Raw genomic sequence first — 19,760 nt, 5'->3', positions numbered from 1 at the left:
AAATAGTATGATTAAATAATACTTAAATTTATTCCATTAATAAAAAACCGATTGCAGTAGTGTAAAAATACGCTATAATTAGTATCGAAAATAAGTATAATGTTGGTTTTGTATTATAAATAAATAAGATTGTTTAATCTCTTTTCAACGACATACATTCGTAGAAATTTTAAAATACTGCTTATGGAATCAAACCATACGATGAACAAAGTAACTGCGGCAACGCTCTTAATCGCATTTGGAATCATTTATGGTGATATTGGAACAAGTCCTTTATATGTAATGAAAGCGATAATTGGCGAGAATCGCGTGATTGAAGAGAGCATTGTCTACGGAGGCGTATCATGTGTTTTTTGGACTTTGTGTTTTCAGACTTCTATCAAATATGTATGGTTGACACTAAAAGCGGATAATGATGGCGAAGGAGGAATTTTTTCTTTGTATTCATTAATCAAGAAAAAAGGTAAAAACCTAATTATTCCAACCATCATTGGAGCTTCTGCTTTGCTCGCCGATGGAATTATCACCCCCCCCGTTTCCGTCTCTTCTGCTGTTGAAGGACTACGAATGCTAAACGGACTCGAAAATCTACCTACTATACCTATTGTAATCTTCATCCTTTCGATGTTATTTTTCTTCCAACGATTTGGAACAAATAAAGTAGGAAAAATATTTGGACCATTTATGGTTTTATGGTTTACAATGCTTCTAGGCTTAGGAGTTTTACATATCGTACATCATCCAAGTATCATCAAAGCATTAAACCCTTATTACGCGTATAACTTGTTAATGAATTATCCTCACGGATTCTGGATTCTTGGCGCTGTATTCTTGTGTACAACAGGTGCTGAGGCATTATACTCCGATTTAGGACATTGTGGACGAAAAAATATTAGAATTAGTTGGTTGTACGTTAAAATCTGTTTAGTAACAAACTATTTAGGACAAGCAGCTTGGTTAATGCATCAAGACAATCCTATGTTAGATGGTAGAAATCCTTTCTACGAAATGATGCCAGATTGGTTCTTAATTCCTGGAATTTGTATTGCCACAGGTGCAGCTATTATTGCGTCTCAAGCTTTGATTACAGGATCTTTTACATTAATCAATGAAGCTATCAACTTAGGTTTTTGGCCAAGAACATTAATTATTCAACCAAACGAGCACAAAAGCCAAGTTTACATTCCTACAATCAATTTTATGTTATGGGCTGGCTGTGTCTTTATTGTTTTATATTTCCGAGATTCGTCCCATATGGAAGCCGCCTACGGTCTTGCCATAACGGTTACCATGTTAATGACGACTTTCTTGTTATCCTATTATCTTAATTATTATACAAAATTCAACAAAGTATTTATTGTGGCAATTTTGTCGATTTTCGTAGCAATAGAATCTTCATTTTTCGTAGCAAATGTTGTCAAATTTGTTGATGGTGGCTATTTAGCATTATTAATGGGATGGCTGTTCTTTGTAATAATGTATTGTAGTTTTTACGGAAAAATTCTTAATTCACGAAACTTAGAATTCGTAAAAATAAAGCGCTACGCAAATGTATTAACAGAATTGAGCGAAGATAAAACAATCAATAAATACTCGACTTTCTTGTTTTACTTAACGAAATCTACGAATCCAAAAAATATCGAAAAATACAGTATTCAATCTATTTTATCAAAACGCCCAAAACGTGCAGATGTTTATTGGTTTGTAAACATTAACCGAGATAGTGAACCCTATACGTTGAGTTATAAAATATTGCCAATTGTCGATCAAAAAATATATCGAATTACATTTAATGTAGGATTTAGAGTTCAACCAAAAACAGAACAATATATCAAAAAAGTAATCAACGATATGTATGCAAATGGAGAATTAGAATTAAAATACCTGAGTACCTGTTTGAAAAAATACAATCAAGATCCTGACATGAAATTTGTTTTGATTGAGAAATTTCCTTCAATTGAAACCAAATTAAGTATGAAAGAATTTTTCACACTAAAAGTTTATTATTTATTAAAGAAAATAGAATTCAACATTCCGAAATCTTTTGGTCTAGAAAAGAACGACGTTGTTATAGAACACATTCCTCTTTATATGCACAAACATAATATTGACGATTTAAAAAGAATTCAATAAGAAATAGAAATCCTGAAATAATTTTTCAGGATTTTTTTTGTAAATATTTTATAGATTGATAATTATCAAATAATTTTTATAAATTTATATCAATCAACAAAATAAAATATTTATAAAAAATTAAATTATGTTCGAAATTTATCAAGACAAAGCAGGAGAATATCGTTTTCGTTTGAAAGCTAAAAATGGACAAAATATTTTGGCAAGCGAATGTTATAAACAAAAAGCAAGCTGCGAAAACGGAATTGAATCTGTTCGCAAAAATTCGCAAGATGATTCTAAATACGAATTAAAAGAAGGTGCTTCTGGTAAATGGCATTTCAATTTAAAGGCAACAAATGGACAAGTAATTGGGACAAGCCAATCGTACGAAACTGAATCTGGCGCTAAAAATGGAATTGCTTCTGTAAAAACAAATGCTGCTGATGCAGAAATAAAAGAAGTAGAAGGTTAATTACAAACCGTCATAAAAAGCTGAAGCCTTGGATAAATCCAAGGCTCAACCTAATTAACACTAATATGAATTAACACTAAAAACTTATGAAGTAAAATAATGTTCAAATTTATTTTAGATGCGATCCAAGCATCCAAGCAGTTTTTTGATGTTGTTCTAATAAACCAACTAAGAAATCCGAAGTTGAGATATCATGAAATTCATCAATTTCTACTACAGCCTGCGCCAAAAAGTCAATAATAACTTCGTGATCGTGTAGTAAATCAGCAATAAAACTTAAACTATCTTTGTTTTCAGTTTTTCTTGTTTCTGATAAGTGAGCTAACTGCAAATACTCTGCCATAGTTGCTGGTGCATAAACATCTTTTTGACGAATTTTTTCTGCAACATCATCTATAACAATTTGTAACTCGTTATATAACGATTCAAAATACACATGTATTGTCTGAAAATCAGGACCTTCTACATTCCAATGTGCATTTCTTGTTTTTAAGTATAAAATATGTTCATCAGCTAATAATTTAATTAAAATATCAGCGATTTTTTGCTTTTTTTCTGGCGATAATAATTTCATATGATTAAATTTTATATTGTCTATTTGATTAACTTTACTAATGCAAATATAAAACCAGAAAATGAATGAATTATAGATTTATTAAATCTTATTTCTATTCTTTTATAATTAAAAACTATGAACGACTCGAATTAACTTAAAATAAATAATGATGTTTACTTAAAAACAGAATTACTATTTTTGATAAGACAAATTTATAGTGGTTTTTTCAATTAGAGCCATTTTTAAAAGTTAAAAATTAATTAAATTTCTATGAAAAAGTTTCTTTTATTTATCATTTCTTTAACCCTAAGCAATACTTCTTTTTCTCAAACAAATAAAAATCAAACACTTAATGACAATTGGCGTTTCGGTAGTGGTTTGGGACTATCTTTTGGGAATAATAGTTATTTTGGATTTAATATTTCTCCAAGTGTTGGATACATGGTTGCAAACAATTTAGAATTGGGTGCGACAGCTGGCTATCAGTATGCAAAAGATGATTATGTAAAACAAAATTTGTTTAATGTTGGTCCTTACATTAACTTTTTTCCAATCGAAAATATTTTCTTGAGAGCCAATTATATGTACTACACAGGAAAACAAAAATACAACGATCGTACGCCATATTACAACAGTATTTATGAAGCTAACATGGACGAATCTGCGTTATGGTTGGGAGCTGGATATCAATCGAGTGGACCAGTAAGATTTCAAGCTGGTGTGATGTACAATGTTTTATACAAAGAAAACGAAAGTATATTTTCTTCAGGATTACAACCTTTTATGGGCGTTTCAATCGGATTATAAGTCATAAAAAATCCATCTAAAGTTTTTAGATGGATTTTTTTATATTTATTTCAATTCGTCTTTCAAAAATTTTCCTGTCACACTTTTAGAATTTTTAGCAATTTCTTCTGGTGTTCCTTCGGCGACAATTTTACCTCCTTTACCTCCACCATCAGGACCAATATCAATCACATAATCAGCCAACTTTATCACATCTAAATTATGTTCGATAATGATAACCGTATTTCCAAATTCCACAATTTTATTGATTACTTTCATCAACACATTTACATCTTCGAAATGCAAACCTGTTGTCGGTTCATCTAAAATATAAATTGTTTTTCCTGTCTGTTTTTTAGCCAATTCTGTTGCTAATTTTACACGTTGCGCTTCTCCTCCACTCAATGTTGTCGACTGCTGCCCAAGCGTAATGTAACCCAAACCTACATCTTGCAACATTTTTACATAACGAAATATTTTCGGAATTGCTTCAAAAAATTCTACCGCTTCATTTACCGTCATTTCTAACACATCCGAAATTGATTTTCCTTTGTAGCGAACCTCCAACGTTTCGCGGTTAAATCGTTTTCCATTACATGTTTCACATTCGACATGAATATCGGGTAAAAAATTCATTTCAATCACACGCAAACCTGCTCCTTGACAAGTTTCGCAACGTCCACCTTTTACATTAAACGAAAAACGTCCAGGTTTATAACCTCTAATTTTCGCTTCAGGTAAATTTGTAAACAACGTACGAATATCAGAGAAAATTCCCGTATAAGTTGCAGGATTAGAACGAGGAGTACGACCAATTGGCGATTGATCCACTTCGATTACTTTATCCAAATGTTCTAAACCTTCGATTTTTTTGTAAGGCATCGGATCTTTTTCTGCTCTAAAGAAATGTTGATTCAGAATTCTGTACAACGTTTCATTAATCAACGTTGATTTTCCAGAACCTGAAACACCCGAAACTACAACCAACTCTCCTAAAGGAATGGTAAGATTTACATTTTTCAGGTTGTTTCCAGATGCTCCAAAAAGTTTCAATTCTAATCCATTACCTTTTCTTCGTTCTTTTGGAACTTCGATTTGTAACTGATTGTTTAAGTATTTTGATGTTAATGTATTTGATTTTAACATTTGTTCTGGTTCACCTTCCCAAACAATTTGACCACCATTTTTTCCTGCTTTTGGTCCAACATCAACCACATAATCTGATTCCAAAATCATGTCTTTATCATGTTCTACAACCAAAACTGAATTTCCGATATCGCGTAATTTCTTTAACGAATCTATCAATCTGACATTATCGCGTTGATGCAAACCAATACTTGGCTCATCTAAAATATACAACACATTCACCAATTGAGAACCAATTTGCGTTGCCAAACGAATTCGCTGTGCCTCGCCTCCAGAAAGTGTTCTAGAAGAACGATTAAGGCTCAAATAATCCAATCCTACATCCAATAAAAAGGATAAACGCGTATAAATTTCTTTCAGGATCTCGTGCGCAATTTGTTGTTGATTCGACGTCATCGAAACTGGTGCGCTTTCAATCCATTTTAGCAACGATTGAAGATCCATTTCCGCAACTTCACCAATATTTTTATCATCGATACGAAAGAAAAGTGATTCTTTTTTAAGACGTTTCCCTTCGCAACTTGGACAAATAACTTTCTTTCCAAACTTTTTGCTAATCGAACTTGAAGACGGATTATTTTTATCTTCCATAATTTCAGAAAGAAATTCATTCAATCCTTCAAAATCGATTTTATATGTTTTTTTAACTGATGCAAATTTAAGATCAAGATTCAATGTTTCTTTCAAACCATTCATTACATCATCAATCAATGCTTGAGGAAGTTTTTTGAAAGCAACTTTCTGGTCTACATTATGTTTGACAAAAATCGCTTCCAATTGTTTTTCTATTCGAGAAGATGATTTTAACGTCTCAAATAATTCTTCCAAATTATCAAACAACGATTTATCTTTATCTTGAAATAATTTTTCGTGATTTACCACTTTCAACTCACCTAAACCTGTACACGTCGGACAAGCACCTTTTGGTGAATTGAACGAAAATGTATTCGGTTCTGGCAACGCATATGACATTCCTGTCGACGGACACATCAATGAACGAGAAAAGAATTTCGTTTCATTGGTTTCGTAATCCAAAATCATCGTAATCCCATTACCTTGTTGCATTGCATGATCGATACTTGAACGCAAACGTTGATCATTCACCTTATCATTCAACAACATTTTGTCCACCATCAATTCGATATCATGCGTTTTGTAACGATCTAACATCATTCCAGGCGTAATATCTTGCAACTTGCCATCAATGCGCATTTCAAGAAAACCTTTTTTAGAATATGTTACAAAAACTTCTCGATAATGACCTTTTCTTGAACGTACAATTGGCGCTAAAATCGCAATTTTCTTCTCGCTGTATTGTGTTCGAATCAACTCAATAATTTGCTCTTCTGTGTAAGCAACCATTTGTTCGTTTGTTTCGACTGAAAAAGCCGTAGAAGCACGCGCATACAACAAACGAAGAAAATCATAAATTTCTGTAATTGTACCAACAGTGGAACGCGGATTTTTATTGGTCGTTTTTTGCTCAATTGCAATAACAGGCGACAAACCATCAATTTTATCAACATCTGGACGTTCTAAACCTCCCAAAAATTGACGTGCATAAGCCGAAAAAGTTTCGATATAACGACGTTGTCCTTCTGCATAAATCGTATCAAAAGCCAACGAAGATTTCCCACTTCCACTTAAACCCGTGATTACCACAAGCTCGTTTCGAGGAATCTTTACATCAATATTTTTTAGATTATGTTCACGTGCACCGTAAACTTCAATAAAATCTTTTTCCATGTTCGTTTGTAAGAAGTTGCAAAAATACAAAAAAAGCCACATTACTGTGGCTAAGTGTACTTTAAAAATTGTTAATTCTTAAGTATTTATTGTTTTTTAATTGGAATATAAATTCGAGAAATTAGTTTTAAACTATCTGTTTCCTTCGGATCGTTTAACATAATTTCTAATTGTTTTGTATCCAGTTGTAATTTTTTAGATTTTGCATAATTCTTCATTTTCTCGATTGTTTGCGCACGCTTAGAACGAGGTCCTAAATGCAATGTCAACAAATAATCTCCACCAGGAACAACCACTTTTTTCATCTCTTTTTGCAAAGGCAAATCTTCTATTAATTGTATTCCAGCAAAAAATGTTGTCTTATCTTTTTCTTTATCAAAATCAGTAAAGTAGACATATGGAAAACCTAAATCGAAATCAAAACCACCTTCATCTTTATTCATTAACGATTTATAAATCACCTCAAAAGCACCATCTACTTTATCCATTATATCTTTTTCCGCTAAACTTGATTGTTTACGAATCGCTAATAAATTTGTTCGACCTAATTCTACAATTCGATATTCACCATAATTCAATCGTCCTTCTTTTTGATCCTTATCTAATCTAACTTTCACTTTTTGATTTAGGTTATCCAAAGATTTTTCAAATTTAGATTCAGGATTTTTGAAAAAAGCAAAATAGCGGTAGAAATAAGGAATTTCTTGACTTAAATAATTCAATTTTGCAGTTGTTTTCCCATTTTCTTGTTGTTCAAATTTGACATTCAAACTATCTAATTTTTCCCAACCATCATATTTTATCGTATAATTAACGAAACGATTAATCGAAAAATTTTCAATCGTTACTTTTCCTGAAGCAATTGAAGCATCTTCTGAATCCCATATCATATAATTTTCGTCCTCTTCTTTTGTATTCGAAAATTTCTTGATTGTCAAAGAATCCGAAGCTGTAAATTGTTGCCATTTCGAGAATTGACGAAGATTATAAAATTCGTCGTACACCAAACCAACAGGTGCATCAAATTCATATTGCATTTCTTCGTCGAAACGATTCGGTAAAACGATTGGTAATAAAGCCAAAACCGCAATAATGATTACTAAAAAAAGATTTATTTGTTTCATTTACAAAATTGATTGTACAAAAATAGAAATACTTTGTAGGACTCTTAATATTAATCTGAATTAATCTTTTAAAAATAGTATATTTGAGTAAATAATATAAACTTATGGACTTTACTAATTTAATTCAAGGAGCAATGGGACAACAAATTGTTGGTTCTGCTGCAAAACAATTAGGGATTAATGAATCTCAAGCTCAAACTGCTGTTGCAGCAGCTGTACCTTTTTTATTGTCTGCTTTAAATAAAAATGCACAAGGCGGAGGTGCTGAAGGAATTTCGAATGCTTTGAATCAACATGACGGGAGTATTTTGGATAATCTTTCTGGATTTTTAGGTCAAGGAGGAAACCAACAAGATGGATTAGGAATTTTAGGTCACGTTTTAGGAAATAAACAACAAAATGTAGAATCTGCAATTTCTCAACAATCTGGATTGAATACAGCACAAGTTACTCAAATTTTAGCGTTAGTTGCGCCAATTGTAATGGGCTACTTGGGTAAACAAAAACAATCTGCTGGATTAGATTCAAATGGGATTGCTGGTTTATTAGGCGGTTTAGTTGGTGGTTCTACAACTCAAACAAACCAAAGCGGAGTAAATTTAGGAGGTTTCGAAAAATTGTTAGATCAGGATGGTGATGGACAATTAGGAATTGGAGATGCCATGAGTTTATTGGGTGGATTTTTCAAAAAATAAGTCTTGTCTTAAACTGAATAAAAATACAAAATTTATTAAGCAGGAAATTTTCCTGCTTTTTTTGTTTCAAAAATTATCAACCTATATATTCTAAGTATTCGAAATTATCAAATTCATAAATATTAAAAGTTTGATTTAAAAAATATATTATTTTATTTGTTATTTAATATAATTTTATCAACAATAAAACACAAATAGCATGGATACTTTATTTTACTCAGAAAAATTCATTCAAAGAATTAAATCAAAAAACCCTAACGAAAAAGAATTTTTACAAGCAGTTGAAGAAGTTTCCGAAACCATTTTACCATTTGTAGAAGAAAACCCTAAATACAAAAAGTTCAAAATTCTTGAAAGAATTGCAGAACCAGAACGTATTATTCAATTTAGAGTAACTTGGGTTGATGATAAAGGCGAAATCCAAATCAACAAAGGTTATCGTGTACAAATGAATTCTGCGATTGGTCCTTATAAAGGTGGTTTGCGCTTTCATCCATCTGTTAATCTTTCTATTCTTAAATTCTTAGCTTTTGAACAAGTTTTCAAAAACAGCTTGACAACTTTACCTATGGGTGGCGGAAAAGGTGGTTCTGATTTTGATCCAAAAGGAAAATCGGACATGGAAATTATGCGCTTCTGCCAATCTTTTATGAGCGAATTATCTCGTCATATTGGTGCAGATGTCGATGTTCCTGCTGGTGATATTGGCGTTGGAGGACGAGAAATTGGTTATTTATTTGGTCAATACAAACGAATGCGAAACGAATTTACAGGTGTTTTAACTGGAAAAGGATTAGAATATGGCGGTTCTTTGATTCGTCCTGAAGCTACTGGTTACGGCTTATTATATTTTGTAGAATGTATGTTAGCCGAAAAAAAAGAAACCTTAAAAGGAAAAACAGTTTCTATTTCTGGCTCTGGAAATGTTGCACAATATGCTGCTGAAAAGTCTCTGGAATTAGGCGCAAAAGTGGTTACACTTTCTGATTCTTCTGGATATATTTATGATGAAGACGGTTTTGATACAGAAAAACTAAATGTCATTTTCAAAATTAAGAATGATGATTACGATAGAATTTCAAAGTATGTTGATTATTATCCAAACGCTAAATTTTTCTCCGACCAAAATCCTTGGAAAGTTCCTTGTGATATAGCTTTGCCATGTGCAACACAAAACGAATTGGATTTACAAGATGCGCAAACTTTACATCTCAATGGTTGCAAATTGGTTGCCGAAGGTGCTAATATGCCAACAACTCCCGAAGCGGTTCATTATTTTTTGGATCATCAAATTTTATACGGTCCTGGAAAAGCTGCGAATGCTGGTGGTGTTGCAACTTCTGGATTGGAAATGTCTCAAAATTCGATCCGTCAAAATTGGAACAGAGAAAAAGTAGATTATCGATTAAAAGAAATTATGATAAAAATTCATCACCAATGTAAAAAATATGGAAAAGGTGAATTTCAAGAAAATATAAATTATTACAAAGGCGCTAATATAGCTGGTTTCGTAAAAGTTGCCGATGCTATGATTGCTCAAGGAATATAAAAATCCATTTATAAAATTCGGTTCCCTTTACTGAATTTAGAATTCAATTGTTTGTTATTAAAGCTGGACTTCTGTTCAGCTTTATTTTTTTAGAGTGGAAAATTAATTTTAAAACCAATACCTCGAACAGATTCAAATTTTATCATTTCGTCGTTCTGAAAATATTTGCGCAAACGTGTCATAAAAACATCCAAACTTCTACCCATAAAATAATCGTTTTCACCCCAAATTTTTTCTAAAATCTCTTTACGACTCACTAATTTTTGATTATTCTGAATCAAGAAACTCAACAATTCTGCTTCTTTTTCTGTTAACTGAAATTTTTCTTCTTGATAAGATAATTGCAATTGATTTGGAAGAAAAACATAAGCTCCAATTTTGATCAATTCTTCTAAAACAGGTTGATTTCGTTTCAAAATATTTTTTATTCGCAAGACCAATTCTTCAGGATCGCAAGGTTTTGTGATATAATCATCTGCACCTAATTTCAAACCTAAAACACGATCAAAACTTTGCGCCTTAGCAGTCAAAAATAAATATGGAATTGTAATGGTTTCGGCTAATTTTTTCGCCAAAGAAAAACCATCAATTTCGGGTAACATGACATCAAAAATGATTAATTGAGCTGATTCCAACGATTCTATTTCCTTCAATAGTTTTTGTGGATGATCAAACCAAGTCACTTCAAAATCAGAAAATTCTAGATATTGTTTGAGAACAGTTCCCAAATCTTGATCATCTTCTACTAAAATTAATTTAGTTTTCATTCGGCAAAATGATTAAAAATTGAACACCTTTGTCTTTATTATTCTGAACGTTAATTGTTCCTAAATATCGTTCGATTGTATTCTTGACCAAAAATAATCCAACACCCAAACCGCTTACATTTTGGTTAATAGAACGATTCACACGATAATATTTATCAAAAATAAGAGGCAAATCATTGGTTGGAATTCCAATTCCATTATCCGAAAAATTCAATGTTATTTTTTTTTGAAATTTAAAATCTAATACAATTTCAGTAGCTCCATATTTGACTGAATTTTCAATTAAATTCTGAGCAATTTGTTTAAAATCGTTTGTTTTCAGTACATTATTTTTCTCGAAAATACTTTGATTAATAAGTTTAATTTCTGGATATTGAAGTTGAATCTTTTGGATAATTTCATTCAAAATAACCTCATCTAACAATTCAGAATTTTCGTCATTTTTCACAAAAATAGAATCAACAGTTTGCTCCAAACGATTAATTTGTCTGTTCATCATTTGTTGCGTTTCTGGATGTTGAACTTGATGCAAAGCAAATTTCATCGTCGTAATTGGCGTATTCAATTCATGCGCAATAGAGTCTATTGTCAAATGTAATTGATTGATTTTTTCTTCTTGTTTCGATAAATTTTTAAGACTTTTCCAATACAAAAAGACAATTAATCCAACAATCAACAAACTCACAATGATTAAAGGAATAATTTTCTTGAGAATTAAAAATTTCAAATTCAGTAATTCAAAATCTGTCTTTCCTCTAATTTTATATTTATGACGTTCATTTTTATTAATTCCTAAATCAGAATCTGTTTGATTACTAATATCATCCGATGACCAAACACTTTGATTAATATTAGTTGGTTTCGCAATTTTATTTGTCGTTTCGTAAATCACATACTTTTTCTTTGGCAATAATTCTTTATGATTCAATTCATCATAAACCGAATAAACATCTGTACGAAGCGCTATTTCAAAATTATTTTCCTTAGAATAAACGTCTAATAGAGAATCTACAATTGGCGTATAAATCTCATAATTATAATCTACTTTCGTTCGAATTATTTGTAATTCATCAAACTGTTTTTTTTCATCATGATTCAGTTTTTTGAAATAATCTAAAATCTTATCATCATTAGAATCTGTTTCATATTTTGACATAAAATTCATCACTTTAACTCCAATTTCACACGCCTCTTTATTCATATCTTTCTCAATCAATCGATACAAATTGTAGATATAATACCCTTGCAATGCAACCAAAACGATCAATGCAAAAGAGAAAATAAATGTATAATGTTTTTTAGATAATTTCATAAGCTTTCCATCAATTCAAAAATACATTGTTTTCGCACATAAATTACACATTAACTCATCGTTAACCGTTCATTAACCAAGTAAAATCGAAACTTGAAAGAGATTTGTTAAAAATCTGAACCATGAAAATAGTAATAACATTTTTTCTGCTACTTCCAAATTTAATTTTTGCACAAATTATTTCTGGAAAAATTATCGATGAGCAAAATCAACCAATCAAAAATAGTTCTATTGAAGTTGAAATTCCTTCACAAGATCCAATTGTAGCTGAATCGAATGAAAATGGCGAATTTAATTTTGAGCTTCATCAAGCACAATCATTTACAATTTACATTAAAGAATTTGGTTACCAAGAATTTGAAAAGACATATCAAGCTAACTCAGAAAACTCTTTGATTATTACGCTTCAAAAAGATGAAACAATTAACTTAAAAGACGTTGTTTTTTCTAGTCAAAAACCTTTGTTGAAACGAAAAATTGATCGAATAGAATTTAATGTCGAAAATACGCCTTTGCAAAATTTAAGTGCTTGGGATATCGTGAAAAACACGCCAAATGTTCTTCTAAAAAATGAACAGTTAAGTGTGAGAGGAAATACGCAAATTTTAGTCACAATTAATGATAAAAAAACATTAATGTCCCAAGATGATTTGAAACAATTGTTGGAAAATACTGATGGTGCAACAGTTTCTTCGGTTGAAGTCATTACCAATCCGCCTGCAAAATATGAAGCTTCTGGAAGCGCGATTATAAATATTAAAATGAAGAAAAATGTGCTTTCTGGTTACAAAGGACAAATTGCGACACGTTATCATCAATCTATTTATAGCAAAGGAATGCTGGGTACTACCCAATCTTACAATACAGAAAAATGGCAATTGACAGGAAGTTATTATTTTGTGAATGGAAAATATGTTCGCAAGAATTTTGATGTAACAACTTATGAAAAAGATCAGACACGCTGGGAAAGTGACATGATTCGTCGAACAGTTGCGAAACAACAACATATTTACAACTTTGCTTCTCAATATTCAATTGATAGTTTACAGAATTTTCAGTTTGGAATAAATGGTTCTAGAAATCCTGCTTCAATTGGGAATTATAACGTTCCGACAAATATTTACAATACAACAAATAATCAACTTGAATCATTTTATAAAACACAAAATCATCGTCGCGAAGCTTCAAATAATTTTAATACGTATTTGGTTTATGACAAAAAAATTGCGAAAAATAATTTGACTTGGAGTAACAATTTTAGTCATCGTTATTACAAAGAAAATCAAGATGTTTTAACAAAACTGAATTTCAAGGATAAACCTTATGAAGAAAATCGTTTTTTGAGTGCTGCACTTCAAAAATTGAATCTATTTTCTACACAAATTGATTATAGTTTCACTAATGAAAATTTCGGCTTGGAAGCGGGAGCGAAATATAGTTTTGTGAAGAATGATAATGATTTAGATTTCTTTGAGTCGATTCAAAATCAAATCGAATATCAACCCGAAAAAAGTAATATTTTTGATTACAAAGAACAGATTTTTGCGTTGTATATTTCTGGAAATTACAAATGGAAAAAATGGGAAGCAAAAGCTGGTTTGAGATCTGAAACAGCTCTTATAAATACGATTTCTGATAATCCAATTAGCCAAAATAAACGAACAAACACCGATCTTTTTCCAACTTTATACGTCATGTATAATTTTGAAAATACTGGACAAATTGGTTTGAATTATGGAAAAAGAATTGATCGACCAGATTATAATTTCTTGAATCCTTCAAAATCATATTACAATCTGTTTTCTTATTTTCAGGGCGATGCCAATGCAATTTCTACGATTATTCACAATTTGAGTTTATCTTACACTTTGAAAGATTGGAATTTTGAAGCCTATTATCGATACGAGAAAAATCCAGCGATGGAAATTTCTATTCAAAATCCTGAAACTTTCGAAACAGTTTATCATTTTACAAACATCAAAAATGGAGAAGCTTTTGGAGCAAATCTTTCGAAAAATTTTAATCTAAAATCGTGGTGGAAACTGAATTTATTTACATTTGTGGAATATAATCAAAATTATTTTTTCGGACCAGATCAACAACAATACAAAAATGATGTGTTTACTTATTATATTTCTTTAAGCACTCAATTGGATTTAGACAAAGCAAAAACATTTAATATTTCGACAGGATATCATTATAATTCCCCAGCTATTCAAGCTTCATTTGATATTAGTTCTTCTCAAAATACATATTTGATTTTAAACAAAAAAATATGGGATAAACGTTTTGAAATTGGTTTGGTTTTCAATGATATTTTTAAAACTGATCGCAATACGATTTCTACGAAATACGCAAACCAAAATCAATATTTCAAAGATTATCGCGATACACAATATTTTATGTTGAATTTGAAATACAATTTCGGAAACCAGAAAGTAAAAGAAGCGAAACAAGCGGAAAAAACTGCAGAACAAAATAGAATTTAGCGTTACAAAAAAAACTTAAGTTTTATTAAATTTGAGGAAAAGCAATAAAATGAATTCAGTAAAAATCATTCGAACAAATTCTTCTAACAAAGATTTTCAAGAATTGGTAACAGAATTAGATAAAGATTTAGCGATAAGAAATGGCGAATTTCATTCTTTCTTTTCGCAATACAATAAAGTTGACAAAATAAATCACGTTGCTATCGCCTATTTAAACGAAAATCCTGTTGGTTGTGGCGCTATAAAACATTATTATGATACAACGATGGAAGTGAAAAGAATGTATGTAAATCCTGATTTTAGAGGAAATAGAATTGCAGCTAAAGTTCTGAATGAGTTAGAAAATTGGGCAATCGAATTAAATTATGAACGATGTATTTTGGAAACCGGATTGAAACAACCCGAAGCAATCGCGTTGTATGAACGATGTGATTACACAAGAATCGAAAATTACGATCAATACAAAGACATCGAAGAAAGTGTTTGTTATGAAAAAATATTGAAATAGAAAAGCTGAGCGATGCTCAGCTTTTTTATTATTTATTAGATTCTTTTACCATTTTGTTCATTTCGGATGCCGTAATTTCACCATCCATAATCATGTACATTTGTTGATCATCGCTGTTAATACTCATCAACACATTTTTAAAAACTTTCGCATTTGCATTTTCCGTTAAAAAGCGAATTTTACTTCCGTCCTTATTTATCGACATCAATTTTTCGAAATAGATTATTTTTTCAAGAAAACAGTTCCTCCAGCTTGCGCTTTTGGAAAAATTGTAACATCAGCAATTTGTACATGTTCTGGTTGTTGCAACAAATACTCTATTGCATTTGCAATATCCTCTCCAGCCAATGGTTCAAAACCTTTGTATACATTATCCGAAAGTTCTTGATTTCCTTTGAAACGAACCAAAGAAAATTCTGTTTCTACCGCTCCTGGCGCAATATTGGAAACTTTGATTCCGTAAGGTAACAAATCATAACGCATTCCTTTGCTTAACGATTCTACCGCCGCTTTCGACGCACAATATGTTCCTCCATTTGGATAAACTTCTTTTCCCGCAATCGAAGAAAGGTTGATGATATGAGCATTTGATGATTGTTTAAGAATTGGAATAATTGCTTTCGAAACGTAAATTAATCCTTTTACATTGATATCAATCATTGCTTCCAAATCCTCCAAATCAGCTGTATCAAAAGGTGCTAATCCGTGCGCATTTCCCGCATTATTGATTAAAACATCAATATTTTTCCACTCATTTTCTAAACTTTCTACTGCATTAAAAACAGCTTCCTTGTCTCGAACATCAAATTGAATGGTTTTTACTTCCGTAATTTGACTCAATTCTGCCTGAATTTCATCTAATCGTTCTTGACGACGCCCACACAAAATTAAACGATAATTTGGTGCTAATTTCTTTGCTGTCGCCATTCCTATGCCAGATGTTGCTCCGGTTATGAAGACTGTTCTTTTCATTTTCTTAAATAATTAAAAGTGCTTTTTTAAGACCGTCTAAGATACAAGCTAAAAAGAAATTAAAAAATGATTTATCCTGTTTTCGTTCGATATTTTCTACTTTTTCTTCTTTCATTTTTCCACGAGAATCATTCTTTACCGCTGCATTTCCAACTGCTGATAATAATTTCCTTTTCGAACCATCATCACGCAAAACATTCACTTTCAAATTTTGATAATCTATTCCAAAATTTCCTCCAGCAACTTTATCATTTCCATCAAAATTAAATTTTATTTGATTGAAAAATCCATCAACAGAAACCTTAAGATATGGTTTCACAAAAGGATCGAGATTTTTTGCAGGAAGTTTTGAAATTGAACCATTGATATTAAATTTCTCTGAACGATTCATTGGATTAAATGTCCAATTTGCACGCAAATCTCCATTCATAAATTCTGAATGCCAATCAACATCAACGTTTGGTAAAGATATTTTACGATAACCCGAATTGACATTTTTAACCCTTGCATTTATCGACGAAAACGTCAATTTTCCTGTTCCAATACTTTTAGCCGTTTCCTCTTCATATTCTAATTTAGAGTTGACCAATTGCAACTGTTTCACCCCTAAATCGAATTTCATTTCACGTAATTTTTGTGAAAACATTGTTTTACGTTTTGTGTCATCAGGTGGAACCAAACTTCTATAAATATTTGCATAAAGCTGGTTCAATTTTATTTGATTCGCTTTCAAGAAAAAATCTTTTGAAGGCGAAATTCCCCATTGTATACCGTTTCCTTGCAATTGTTTCACAGAAACAGTATACAAATCAGCTTGTTTTTGCAAAGATGCAGTATATGCTTTTCGAGTAAGTTTTGGTGTCAATTTTAATTGATTTAACGTCAAATTTCCATTCTGAAACTGCAAAGCTCCAGTAGTCATCTTATATATTTTTCCTAAATCAAAATCGATTCCCGAAGATTTCAGTAATACAGATTTATACGAAAAAGGAATCGCTTCTTGAATTGTTTTTGGATCAACATTAATTTGATTAAACGCTAACTGAATTTGCTTCAATGTTAAATTCGGCGTTTTTTGTTGATAAGGAATCACATCTAAATGTCCATTTACCAACGAAATTTTATCGACTTTTATAACATCGTTAAATTCTTTTGACGTTTTTCCTTCTCGTTGCGCCACTCGTCTGGGCTGTCCATAAATCGTAAATTTTGGATTTTTGAAAATAACCTGATTGATTCGAAGTTCTTTCCCATAATCATTTTTCAATCCTAAAACCGTCAAATTAACATTATTGAAATCAAATTTTTGTAAAGCAATAAAACGTGATTGCTTGATTTGAATTGTATCAATTCCAAGGTTAAAATTAATCAAGAACTTTTCTGTTACTTTTTCAACTTTCTTCGCAATAACTTTTTCATTCTTTTGATCGATGATTTTCACATTTACCTCATCCAATTTGATTGAGTTTGTATGAAAATAAAAATCACCATTTTTTATTCCCCAACTGTTATTATTCAACGTCAAAATTGGCGCTTCGACATCTAATAATGTATTTGATTTAGTATAATTTTGATTAAATTGATTTTTTGAAATTAATGGTTTCATTTTGAAATTTTTCAGAATCAATTTCTTTTCAGTTAAATCAAAATTAGATGCTGTTAAGGTATGCATTTCATTCAATCGATAATACATCGAATCCAACTTAATACGAAAAGTTTTATAATCAATCGGAATATCATTTGTGCGTGTCAACGCATTCATTTTTATTCCTTCGATATTTAACGCCACATTATTTATTGCATATTTTACCGTTTTTGCATTCGAGTAGAGTGAACGAATTTTACCGTTTTCTATTTGCAACTTTTTGATATTAATTAACTCCGCATCTTCCGTTTTTATGCTTACTTTTTTGATTGATTCTTTCTCAACTTTATTCTCTGGTTTAGCAGAAATAATGGTAATTTTTGGCTTTTTGAATTTAATTAAATCTGTTTTAAAATATAATTTATCTTCTGAAGTAAATCCCCAATCAATCTTAGAAAGCGAAAGAAGTGGCGATTCAATATCTAATAAATCATTTTCAGAATCGTTTTGAACGTACATTTTTCCGTTCATTTTAAGTGGTTTCATCAAGAAATTATCCAACTCAAAATCAGTTTCATTAAAACGAACTTTTCGTGCTCTAATCAATTGTTGATCTTTAACCACAAAAAACATCGAATCTAATTTAATATCAAAAGCAGAATATCTGAACGGAATTTTTTTGTCCGCTGTTCGCTCATTGAAACGAACACCGTCAAAATCAATCGAAAAATTAGAAACATTTGCAATATGTTTTTTCCCTGATTGAGAATACAAATTGAATTCGCCGTTGTTTATATTTACATTGGAAACATCAATACTTTGACCAACTTTGGATTGCGCTGTATCTTTTTTGACCGAATCTTTTTTCTCTTTAAGATAATAATTTACAGAGGGATTATTGATGTTGATTGAATATGCTGTAACTTCTTTTTTGGTAATTAATTTTATAAAATTGATACCGACAACATTTATTTCTTTCACTTTTCCTGTTGCATCAATCGAATCCTTTATCAACAAAGAATCTTTTGGAGAAACTTCAACATTTTTTAGTGATAAAGACGAATTAAAAATAGAAAAGCTCAAATCTTCGTAAGTCAGATTATAAGCCGTATCGTTTTTTTCTGCAATGATTTTTGGAAGTCGATCATTCAGAAAATAGGAGATGTAAAAACTTAAAATAAAAAGTACCGCAATAATAGAAATTAAAGCGATACCTATTTTTTTTATCCAACGGTTTTTAATCATTGATATAGTTTGGTTAACAGTCTTAAGAACAATTATTATACCAGATATAACAAAATGTTAAATTTATTCGTTGATATCGTAGATTTCTTTGATATTTTCTAAGATTTTATCGAAGTTTAAATTCAAATCAATTAATTTCCCAGTAAACAAATCGAACACCCAACCGTGTACTTCCAATCCATTTTCCATAGCACGTTGCACGAAAGGATTTTTTACCACATTTACACATTGTTCTTGTACATTTAACTCTACCAAACGATTATAGCGCATTCCTTCGTTTTCGATTGCATTTAATTCTTCTGAATGTAAACGATAAACATCTCGAATATTACGCAACCAAGGATTCATCATTCCTAAATCTTTCGGAATCATTGCAGATTTAATCCCTCCACAATTATAATGTCCACAAACTATAATATGTTTCACTTTTAGGTGTTCTACCGCATAGTCTAAAACAGAAGTGGTATTCATATCCAAACTAATTACCATATTAGCAATATTGCGGTGTACAAAAACCTCACCTGGCTCCGCTCCCAACAACTCTTCTGCCGTCACACGACTATCCGAACAACCAATGTAAAGCACTTCTGGATTTTGACCAGCCGAAAGCTTATCAAAATATTGCTCGTCTTGTCCTAAACGTTTATTTACCCACTCTTGGTTGTGTTCAAAAACTTTTTCTAAATTCATAAT

At 31.0% G+C, this 19,760-nt stretch carries 16 protein-coding genes; 7 read left to right on the top strand and 9 right to left on the bottom strand.

Translation table 11 applies throughout. The annotated features are described in order from the left end of the window. Positions 1–183: 183 nt before the first annotated feature. On the top strand, positions 184–2,133 hold the full coding sequence (locus tag B3578_RS02400; protein ID WP_221854639.1) for a KUP/HAK/KT family potassium transporter: 1,950 nt from the start codon (positions 184–186) through the stop codon (positions 2,131–2,133). Positions 2,134–2,260: 127 nt separating this feature from the next. Next, positions 2,261–2,587, top strand: a complete 327-nt coding sequence (locus B3578_RS02395; protein ID WP_291046841.1) for a YegP family protein — start codon at positions 2,261–2,263, stop codon at positions 2,585–2,587. Between the two features lie 109 nt (positions 2,588–2,696). Here the strand turns inward: B3578_RS02395 and B3578_RS02390 are convergent, their stop codons facing one another. Then, positions 2,697–3,161 carry a Dps family protein gene (locus tag B3578_RS02390; protein ID WP_038336951.1) on the bottom strand — a complete coding sequence of 155 codons (465 nt, stop codon included), beginning with the start codon at positions 3,159–3,161 and terminating at the stop codon, positions 2,697–2,699. 252 nt (positions 3,162–3,413) lie between these two features. On the opposite strand from B3578_RS02390, the gene B3578_RS02385 reads away from it, so the two are divergent. Further along, on the top strand, positions 3,414–3,950 hold the full coding sequence (locus B3578_RS02385; protein WP_291046840.1) for a hypothetical protein: 537 nt from the start codon (positions 3,414–3,416) through the stop codon (positions 3,948–3,950). Positions 3,951–3,995: 45 nt separating this feature from the next. On the opposite strand, the gene uvrA is transcribed toward B3578_RS02385, so the two are convergent. Together uvrA and B3578_RS02375 are read right to left on the bottom strand one after the other, a co-directional pair. Beyond that, entirely contained in the window at positions 3,996–6,821 is a 2,826-nt protein-coding gene (uvrA, locus tag B3578_RS02380) for an excinuclease ABC subunit UvrA (protein ID WP_291046839.1), read from the bottom strand. An 86-nt stretch (positions 6,822–6,907) separates the two neighbouring features. Continuing rightward, the gene (locus B3578_RS02375) at positions 6,908–7,945 is read right to left on the bottom strand and encodes a GyrI-like domain-containing protein (protein ID WP_219034942.1); all 1,038 of its coding nucleotides are present in this window, start codon (positions 7,943–7,945) and stop codon (positions 6,908–6,910) included. A gap of 104 nt (positions 7,946–8,049) precedes the next feature. On the opposite strand from B3578_RS02375, the gene B3578_RS02370 reads away from it, so the two are divergent. Both B3578_RS02370 and gdhA read left to right on the top strand, forming a co-directional pair. Next, entirely contained in the window at positions 8,050–8,640 is a 591-nt protein-coding gene (locus B3578_RS02370; protein ID WP_180905983.1) for a DUF937 domain-containing protein, read from the top strand. Between the two features lie 199 nt (positions 8,641–8,839). Continuing rightward, entirely contained in the window at positions 8,840–10,189 is a 1,350-nt protein-coding gene (gene gdhA, locus B3578_RS02365; RefSeq protein ID WP_221854634.1) for an NADP-specific glutamate dehydrogenase, read from the top strand. A gap of 89 nt (positions 10,190–10,278) precedes the next feature. On the opposite strand, the gene B3578_RS02360 is transcribed toward gdhA, so the two are convergent. After that, the gene (locus B3578_RS02360) at positions 10,279–10,956 is read right to left on the bottom strand and encodes a response regulator transcription factor (RefSeq protein WP_125350247.1); all 678 of its coding nucleotides are present in this window, start codon (positions 10,954–10,956) and stop codon (positions 10,279–10,281) included. Then, positions 10,946–12,268, bottom strand: a complete 1,323-nt coding sequence (locus B3578_RS02355; RefSeq protein WP_125350246.1) for a sensor histidine kinase — start codon at positions 12,266–12,268, stop codon at positions 10,946–10,948. Before B3578_RS02355 ends, B3578_RS02360 begins: the two co-directional genes overlap by 11 nt. Before the next feature lie 122 nt (positions 12,269–12,390). Here B3578_RS02355 and B3578_RS02350 point away from each other — a divergent pair, with 122 nt between their 5' ends. Further along, the gene (locus B3578_RS02350; RefSeq protein ID WP_286496095.1) at positions 12,391–14,757 is read left to right on the top strand and encodes an outer membrane beta-barrel family protein; all 2,367 of its coding nucleotides are present in this window, start codon (positions 12,391–12,393) and stop codon (positions 14,755–14,757) included. A gap of 49 nt (positions 14,758–14,806) precedes the next feature. Next, positions 14,807–15,265: a GNAT family N-acetyltransferase gene (locus tag B3578_RS02345; protein WP_286496093.1), complete on the top strand. Its 459-nt coding sequence runs from the start codon at positions 14,807–14,809 to the stop codon at positions 15,263–15,265. A 28-nt stretch (positions 15,266–15,293) separates the two neighbouring features. On the opposite strand, the gene B3578_RS02340 is transcribed toward B3578_RS02345, so the two are convergent. The 4 genes from B3578_RS02340 to B3578_RS02325 form a co-directional block, all read right to left on the bottom strand. Continuing rightward, a complete protein-coding gene (locus tag B3578_RS02340; protein ID WP_286496092.1) occupies positions 15,294–15,470 on the bottom strand; it encodes a hypothetical protein in 177 nt (58 codons plus the stop codon). Between the two features lie 17 nt (positions 15,471–15,487). After that, positions 15,488–16,237: an SDR family NAD(P)-dependent oxidoreductase gene (locus B3578_RS02335; protein WP_219034947.1), complete on the bottom strand. Its 750-nt coding sequence runs from the start codon at positions 16,235–16,237 to the stop codon at positions 15,488–15,490. Between the two features lie 4 nt (positions 16,238–16,241). Beyond that, on the bottom strand, positions 16,242–19,067 hold the full coding sequence (locus B3578_RS02330; protein WP_291046838.1) for a hypothetical protein: 2,826 nt from the start codon (positions 19,065–19,067) through the stop codon (positions 16,242–16,244). 63 nt (positions 19,068–19,130) lie between these two features. Continuing rightward, positions 19,131–19,757, bottom strand: coding sequence for a carbonic anhydrase (locus tag B3578_RS02325; RefSeq protein ID WP_219034949.1), 627 nt, complete (start codon positions 19,755–19,757; stop codon positions 19,131–19,133). Positions 19,758–19,760: the final 3 nt, after the last annotated feature.

It is taken from the genome of Empedobacter sp. UBA1574 (assembly GCF_002322895.1).
In the GTDB taxonomy this organism is placed as follows: domain Bacteria; phylum Bacteroidota; class Bacteroidia; order Flavobacteriales; family Weeksellaceae; genus Empedobacter; species Empedobacter falsenii_B.
Note: the sequence above shows the minus strand (reverse complement) of the source record. Positions and strands in the feature narration are given on the sequence as shown.